At 63.1% G+C, this 7025-nt stretch carries 7 protein-coding genes and 1 pseudogene; 3 read left to right on the top strand and 5 right to left on the bottom strand.

The features are described from left to right. On the bottom strand, positions 1-617 hold a 617-nt coding region (locus tag O7A61_RS30175; protein ID WP_337132857.1), incomplete at its 3' end, for a PmbA/TldA family metallopeptidase. A 174-nt stretch (positions 618-791) separates the two neighbouring features. On the opposite strand from O7A61_RS30175, the gene O7A61_RS30170 reads away from it, so the two are divergent. Then, positions 792-1202, top strand: a complete 411-nt coding sequence (locus O7A61_RS30170; protein ID WP_337132856.1) for a VOC family protein — start codon at positions 792-794, stop codon at positions 1200-1202. A gap of 25 nt (positions 1203-1227) precedes the next feature. On the opposite strand, the gene epmA is transcribed toward O7A61_RS30170, so the two are convergent. Continuing rightward, positions 1228-2274, bottom strand: coding sequence for an EF-P lysine aminoacylase EpmA (epmA, locus tag O7A61_RS30165; protein WP_337132855.1), 1047 nt, complete (start codon positions 2272-2274; stop codon positions 1228-1230). Positions 2275-2427: 153 nt separating this feature from the next. Between epmA and efp the strand changes: the two genes are divergently transcribed. Next, positions 2428-2997, top strand: coding sequence for an elongation factor P (efp, locus tag O7A61_RS30160; RefSeq protein WP_084636569.1), 570 nt, complete (start codon positions 2428-2430; stop codon positions 2995-2997). A 25-nt stretch (positions 2998-3022) separates the two neighbouring features. Here the strand turns inward: efp and O7A61_RS30155 are convergent. Beyond that, positions 3023-3920: pseudogene (locus tag O7A61_RS30155) on the bottom strand (HNH endonuclease). A 165-nt stretch (positions 3921-4085) separates the two neighbouring features. On the opposite strand from O7A61_RS30155, the gene O7A61_RS30150 reads away from it, so the two are divergent. Next, positions 4086-4628 (top strand): dihydrofolate reductase family protein, encoded by a 543-nt coding sequence (locus O7A61_RS30150; RefSeq protein ID WP_337132854.1) that lies wholly within the window; start codon positions 4086-4088, stop codon positions 4626-4628. Positions 4629-4683: 55 nt separating this feature from the next. On the opposite strand, the gene O7A61_RS30145 is transcribed toward O7A61_RS30150, so the two are convergent. After that, complete coding sequence (locus tag O7A61_RS30145; protein ID WP_337132853.1) at positions 4684-5553, bottom strand: patatin-like phospholipase family protein; 870 nt, start codon at positions 5551-5553, stop codon at positions 4684-4686. Continuing rightward, complete coding sequence (locus O7A61_RS30140; RefSeq protein ID WP_337132858.1) at positions 5550-6953, bottom strand: M16 family metallopeptidase; 1404 nt, start codon at positions 6951-6953, stop codon at positions 5550-5552. The genes O7A61_RS30145 and O7A61_RS30140 overlap by 4 nt, the downstream gene beginning before the upstream one ends. Positions 6954-7025: the final 72 nt, after the last annotated feature.

The raw sequence follows: 7025 nt of genomic DNA, 5'->3' as shown, positions 1-7025 counted from the left end.
AGATCGGCAAAATGCTGGCGCGAGGAGAATTCATAGTCGCGCTCCATGCCGGTGCCCTCGCCGGCGATCACGCTGGCCGAGCGCGCAAAGCGCGAGCCGACATAGTGGCCGAGAAAACCGTGCGAGGTGGCCAGAACCAGCCCGCCAAGCCCGGCGCTGGCATTGCTGCCGGACGAATTGGTCACGCCCTTGACGGCGAGAGCCGCCGCTTCGGCCGCAAGCGCGGCTTCTTTCAACTGGTCGGCCGACACTTCGGTCGCGTCGAACAGGTCCAGATCGGGCGTCTGCCCGGCGAGCAGCGCAGGGTCGGCAAGACCCTGGTAGGGATCCTCGGGAGACACCTTGGCCATGGCGACGGCACGCTCGGCAAGCGCCTTCGGATCGGACGCGGCGGTCGCCGATACGCTGGCCACACGCTGGCCGACGAAGACCCGCAGCGAAACATCGTCGCCCTCGGAAGCCTCGGTGTTTTCGATCTTGCCAAGCCGCACCGAGACGCCGGTCGAGCGGCCACGCACCGCGACGGCGTCCGCGGCATCGGCGCCGGCGCGTTTGGCGGCCTCGACCAGGGCCGCGACGCGGTCCGTCAATTTCGCGGCGTCCAGCTTGTCGGTCATGCACTTGATCCTGTTTCTTCAGCCTGTCCGGAAGGCAGGTGCTGCCGCACCATCTATTGTTCCAATGCCGCTTGTGCAATGGCAGAAGGGCAATCAGGATGTCGCGACCAAACCGCCGTCGAAGCGCCCGCAAAGAGCGGACGTCGCGGTTTTTGCCTATCTGGAGCCTTCGCCATGATGCCTTTCCATCTTGCCTTTCCGGTTCGTGATCTCGATGAAACCCGAACTTTCTATGGCGAGGTGCTGGGCTGCGCGATCGGCCGCTCGTCAGCGACCTGGGTCGATTTCGACCTTTACGGCCACCAGATGTCGGCGCATCTGCGCCCCGCGCAAGCCGCCAGTGACGGCAAGGTCGACGGTATCACCGTGCCGATCCCGCATTTTGGCGCTGTGCTCCTGATGGACGACTGGCAGCGCCTTGCCACTCGGCTGGAAGCGCGCGACGACATAGACTGGCTGGAGCGGCCAATGGTGCGTTTCAAGGGCGAGCCCGGCGAACAGGCGACATTGTTTATCCGCGACCCCTCGGGCAACGCCCTGGAATTCAAGAGCTTTCGCTCGATCGAGCAGGTTTTCGCGCATTGAAGGCAGAGGGGCAGCAGCCTGTCGTTCAAGGTGCCGCGACCGGCGTCCAGATCACGTCCTCGATCTTCTGCGCCCCGGTCGCCAGCATCACCAGGCGGTCGAAGCCGAGCGCAATGCCGCTGGCCTGCGGCATAATGGCAAGGGCCGCCAGAAAATCCTCGTCCAGCGGGTAGCGCTCACCATAGACGCGCTCTTTCTCGTCCATCTCTATGATGAAGCGCCGGCGCTGCTCGGCTGCGTCGGTCAACTCGCCAAAGCCGTTGGCGAGCTCGACGCCACAGCAATAGAGCTCGAAACGTTCGGCGACGCGTGGATCTCCGGGGCCCGGCCGGGCGAGTGCCGCCTCGGCGACCGGATATTCGCACAGGATGGTCGCCCGCCCCTGCCCGAGAACCGGCTCGATCTTTTCCACCATCACGCGGCTGAACAAATCCGCCCAGCTGTCGTCGGACGCGGTGCGCAAGCCGGCCTGGATCAGTGCGGCATGAAGCGCGTCCCGGTCCGTGCCGCCATCGACGGCGACCGTGGCCAGCAGATCGATGCCGGCATGGCGGCTGAAGGCATCCGCCACGGTCAACCGCTCCGGTTCGGCAAACGGATCGCAGTCGCGGCCCCGGAAAGAAAAGCGCGCGGCTCCTGCCCTCGTCGCAGCCAACGCCAGCAGCGCTGCGCAATCGCGCATCAGGCTCTCATAGGTCTCGCCCACCCGGTACCATTCGAGCATGGTGAATTCGGGATGATGCAAGGGGCCGCGCTCACGATTGCGGTAGACCGGACCCAGGCTGAAAATGCGCTGTTCGCCCGCGGCGAGCAGCTTCTTGCAGGCGAATTCCGGCGAGGTGTGGAGATAAAGCGGCGAGCGGATGCCATCCGGCCCGACCGCTTCCGTGGCGAAAGCCGCCAGATGCGCCTCGTTGCCGGGCGAGACCTGCAGCGCGGCCGTCTCCACCTCGACGAAGTCGTTGCGGGCGAACCAGTCGCGCAAGGCAGCCGTCAGCCCGTTGCGCAGCATCAGGCGCGGACGGCGGTCGGCATGGACATGCGGCGTCCACCAGGGCGACGCGGCGGTCATGAGCGGATTGAAGGCATGCAGGTGCGCCCCATGTCAGTTCGCCCCAGGCCAGTTCGCATTGGGGGCTGGCGGTTCGCGCCAAGATGCGCTAGGCCCCCATCCAGCGCCGCACAAGCCGGCAAACGCCAGTCAAACCTCGCAGGATTTAAAACCGTGGTGAAAGTCATCGCCAGTTCGCTCCGCAAAGGCAATGTCGTCGACAAGGACGGCAAGCTTTATGTGATCCTCTTTGCCGAAAACATCCACCCAGGCAAGGGCACGCCCGTGACGCAGCTCGACATGCGCCGCATCGGCGACGGGGTGAAGGTGTCGGAGCGCTACCGCACCACCGAACAGGTGGAGCGCGCCTATGTCGAGGAGCGCGAGCACACCTTCCTCTACGCCGACGGCGAAGGCTATCACTTCATGAATCCGGAAACCTACGACCAGGTGGCGGTGTCGGAAGCCGTGGTCGGTGATGCGGCACCTTATCTGAAGGAAGGCATGCCGGTGCAGGTGTCCCAGTTCAACGGCATCGCGATCTCCCTGGTGCTACCGCAGCGCGCCACCTTCGAAGTGGTCGAGACCGAGCCGACGACCAAGGGCCAGACGGCATCGTCCTCCTACAAGCCGGCCGTGCTCTCCAACGGCGTGCGCACCACCGTGCCGCCCCACATCGCGCCCGGCACCCGCGTGGTGGTGATGACGGCCGATGGGTCCTATGTGGAGCGGGCGAAGGACTGAGGGGGACCGGCGCGTCAGCGAAGCACTACTGCTTGAAACAGTGCTCGCGGTGCCATTGCAAGAAATGAGGATGCGGGCGTTCGAGTTGTCGGCGAGGCAGAAGTGCGCGGCGGGTCTTGTTTACGAACCCTTGCACGCTCTCATGGTCATTGACCTGCCGCGAGATCAGGATTTCCAGATCGTCGGAGAGGCTGATCAATCCGCGATCGAACATCCAATGCGCCGTACCTGATAGTGCGAGCCCATTGTTGACGACATCAGGCCCGTTCGCTTCGACGGGTCGAATATGAGCCGCGGCAACTTCCGCCCGACCACCGCCATTTATCAACTTCAGTCCCGTGATCGCGCAACGCTCATCATAGGCGCGCAAGACGATGCGACGGAAAATGCGATCCCGTACGATTCGATCCGATGTAACTTATGCGGTCGCGGCTGTGCTCGAACTGGAATGGCGCCTCTTCATCCTGAAATCCGGATGAAATGCCAATTTTATCGACGCGTGGCAGCAACGGCTCGCGGGCGTCAAGGCCCAGATCGAGAATACGGTTGAAGTCGCTCGGGCTGATCGATCGGACGGCCGATTGAGCGCGACCAGAAATCCGTCCCTGGCCGTTGAGCAAACCTCGCTCAACGAGCCCGTCCGTCCCATTGAATGGAACGGGATTGGCGAAATCGAGATATGATCCCGGCTCAATCAAAGCGAGATACATACTAGGTGCCACAGGGTCAGGGATAACCTGCTGGACTTTCGCCAGGCCAAAATAGCCACGGGTATCGTCGACTTTGCTAGGTTCATAGTAGATGATCCAATCGCCGACGCATGCCTCCACACGACGCAGATACTGGCTGGGGAACTGATACTGCTCAGCGGGGCTGTCATCGTAGATCGAATCTGAGCGGTGAATGAAGACCCCGAATCCCATGATCTTTCTACAGCTTTGAGAATATCAGCTGAGGTCTAGCACCAAAATTCGACTTTGGAGCCTAATTTACCAGAGAAACTCCTTCTCTGACAAACCACCTCGATTTTTCAGGGCATGTAGCAAAAGGCCCGTGTGGTTCGTCCTTTGAGCGAACAGGAGAACGCCATGCGAAAACTCATCGTCACCGAATTCATCAGCGTCGATGGCATTGCCGAGGTCGAGAGGCTTCCGGCCGTTGTCTGGAACGATGAGATGAACAGGTTCAAGGAGGAAGAGCTTGCCGACAGCAGCGCCATGCTTCTGGGGCGCACGACCTATGAGATTTTTGCCGGCTCATGGCCCAAGGAAGCCGGGGATTTTGCCGACCGATTCAACGCACTGCCGAAATACATCGCCTCAACGAGTTTAAAGGCGCTCGACTGGAAACCGGCCGAGCTCCTCAGGGGTGCGTTGCCGGAAGCAGTGACGGCGCTGAAGCAAGATAGTGGCGGCAACATCTATGTCCATGGCAGCCTCAGCGTCGCGCAGGAATTGCTGCGCCACGGGCTGGTCGACCGCGTCAGGCTGCTCAGCTATCCCGGCGCCGTCGGCCAGGGCAAGCCGCTGTTCCCGCCGGGGGAACAAATGCCGCTCGAGCTGATTTTGGCCAGACCGTTCAGCAACGGCGTTGTTGCGCTGGAGTATGCGCCGGTGACGGCGAAGCCTTAGTCGGCCTCCAGGCGTCGATGACGATAATGTACGACAGGATTGCGGCGTGCACCGCTCAACCGGCCTTCTTCCCTCGCCTCCCCTTGATGGCAGCGCCATTCCGCGCCTCCACCACACTCGCCACCTCCCGCTTCAGCCGATCCTTGATTTCAACGGTCTCGTTCATCAAGGCATCGATCTTCAGGAAATCGAGCACCCGGTATTTGGACACCGCCGGGCGGACCAGTATATCGGGCTGGCATTGTTTCAGCTTGTTGGCGATGATCGACTGCATCATCAGCTGCGTGGCGCCGAACATCAGGTCGACGGAGGTCGGCTGTTTGCGGTCGGCCTCTTCCGGCGCGCCAACCACGTCGACGCCGATGATGATGTCGGCATCCTTCTCGATCAGATCGAACGGCACGGGGTTGTAGATGCCGCCGTCGATCAGCAGTCTGCCGTCACGCATCACCGGGCGGAAGACGGCGGGGATGGCGGCCGAGGCGGCAAGGGCCGAGTGCAGGTCGCCATCGTCGAACACGGCGAGCTTGTGGCCGAAATAGTCCGTCGCCGTCACCTTCAGCGGGATTTTCAATTCGGCGAAGGTTTCGGGAATGGCTTCGGGCAAAAAGGCCTTGAGAATGCGCTCGACATTGAACTGGCTGACCCGGATGCCATTTTGCATGGCTTCCGCGATCGTGCCTGGCCGTGCCCGCCACATGCGGCTCGCCACCTGGGCGCGCCGGCCGAGGATCGAGCGGGCGTAGTCGTGCATGTCCTTGCCGGTCATGCCCGAGGCCATGCCGGCGCCCATGACGGCGCCGATCGAGGAGCCGGCTATCGCCACCGGCTTGATGCCGAGCTCGTTCAGAACCTCGATGACATGGATATGCGCGAGGCCGCGCGCGCCGCCGCCGCCGAAAGCTATGCCGAAAGTCGGGCTCATCCCTTGCCGGCTCCCGTCAGCGGCGGTCCGACCACCATGATGGTCGGCTCGGCGGTCAGCAGCTTCTTCGCCTCCGCCTTGACCTGATCGAGCGTCACCGCGTTGATATAGCCGGTACGGCGCTGCATGTAGTCGATGCCGAGATCGTCGAGCTGCAACTCGACCAGCGTCGCGGCGATGGCACTCGACGAATCCAGATTGCTGATGGCATAGGCGCCGATCAGATATTTCTTGGTCGCCGCCAGTTCGGCCTCGGTCGGGCCGTCCTGCGCCAACCGCTTGACGACGTCGCGTACGATGCCGAGCGTCTCGGCGGCGCGGTCGGAACGCGTTCCGGTGGTGACGATCAGCGCGTCGGCGTGGTCCTGGTTTACCAGCGAGGAATTGACGCTGTAGGCCAGCCCGCGCTTTTCGCGCACCTCCTGGAACAGGCGCGAGGTGAAGGTGCCGCCGCCAAGGATTTCATTCATCAGCGCGGCCGGGAAGAAATCCGCCGACTTGCGCTTCACGCCTGGCCAGGCGAGCTGCAGCGAGGTCTGCGGCAGGTCGTAGTTGACCTCGATATGCTGCGCCAGCCTGGGCTCGATATCGGCGACAGGGGCGATCGCCTGGTTTGGCGGCAGATCGCCGAACACCATGTCGAGCTTCTTCTTCAGCGTCTCGGCATCGATGGCGCCGACCACGGCGACATGCAGGCCGCCGCGCGCGAACACCGCCTTGTGCAGGGCCTCAAGGTCGGCCTGCGTGATGGCGGCGATGCTCTGCCTAGTGCCCTGGTCGGAGCGCGAATAGGGGTGGTCGCCATAGACGGCGCGCGCCCATCGATTCTGCGCCACCGTGTCCGGGTCGTTCTCGTTGGCGATGATGCCGGACAGGACCTGGGCGCGGATGCGGTCGATCGGCGCCTGGTCGAAGCGCGGCTCATTGACCGCCAGCCGCAACAAGTCGAAGGCTTCGTCGCGCTGTTCGGCCAGCATGCGCATGGAGCCGTAGATGCCGTCGCGGGTCGCGTCGAAGCTCATTTCGGCGCCGGCATCGTCGAGCTTGATCTGGAAGGCTTCCGAATCGAGCGGGCCGGCGCCCTCATCGAACAGGCCGGTCATCAGATTGGCCAGGCCTTCCTTCCCCACCGGATCCTGCGTCGAGCCGCCGCCGAAGACGAAACGGATGGCGACGACCGGCACGGAATAGTCTTCCACCAGCCAGGCCGTGACGCCCTTCGGCGAGGTGACGGACTGGATCTCCATGGCGTGGGCGGCAAGCGCCGGCAGGATCAGGAAGAGGATGGAGAGGAATAGGGTGACAAGTGGCGCGAGGAAGCGAGCCTCCTTCCCTTCTCCCCTTGGGGGCCTGTTGCGCAATATTGCGGGAGGCGTGTTGTGAGGATTGAGGGCGGCCATTTTCGTTGCTTTGGAGGCTTTTCGGGGTTTGGGAGCCGCGCCTTTGCGGCGTTTGGCGGATTTCGGGCGCAG

It is taken from the genome of Mesorhizobium sp. Cs1321R2N1 (assembly GCF_037179725.1).
GTDB classification, from domain to species: Bacteria; Pseudomonadota; Alphaproteobacteria; order Rhizobiales; family Rhizobiaceae; genus Mesorhizobium; species Mesorhizobium salmacidum.
The sequence above is the reverse complement of the archived record's forward strand: the minus strand, read 5'-3'. Positions and strand labels throughout refer to the sequence as shown.

Bases quoted from the DNA above. Each gene is read 5' to 3' on its own strand.
- epmA (WP_337132855.1), bottom strand. From the start codon at position 2,274: ATGACCGCCGCGTCGCCCTGGTGGACGCCGCATGTCCATGCCGACCGC.
- O7A61_RS30145 (WP_337132853.1), bottom strand. From the start codon at position 5,553: ATGAGCCCGACTTTCGGCATAGCTTTCGGCGGCGGCGGCGCGCGCGGC.
- O7A61_RS30170 (WP_337132856.1), top strand. From the start codon at position 792: ATGATGCCTTTCCATCTTGCCTTTCCGGTTCGTGATCTCGATGAAACC.
- O7A61_RS30140 (WP_337132858.1), bottom strand. From the start codon at position 6,953: ATGGCCGCCCTCAATCCTCACAACACGCCTCCCGCAATATTGCGCAAC.
- O7A61_RS30150 (WP_337132854.1), top strand. From the start codon at position 4,086: ATGCGAAAACTCATCGTCACCGAATTCATCAGCGTCGATGGCATTGCC.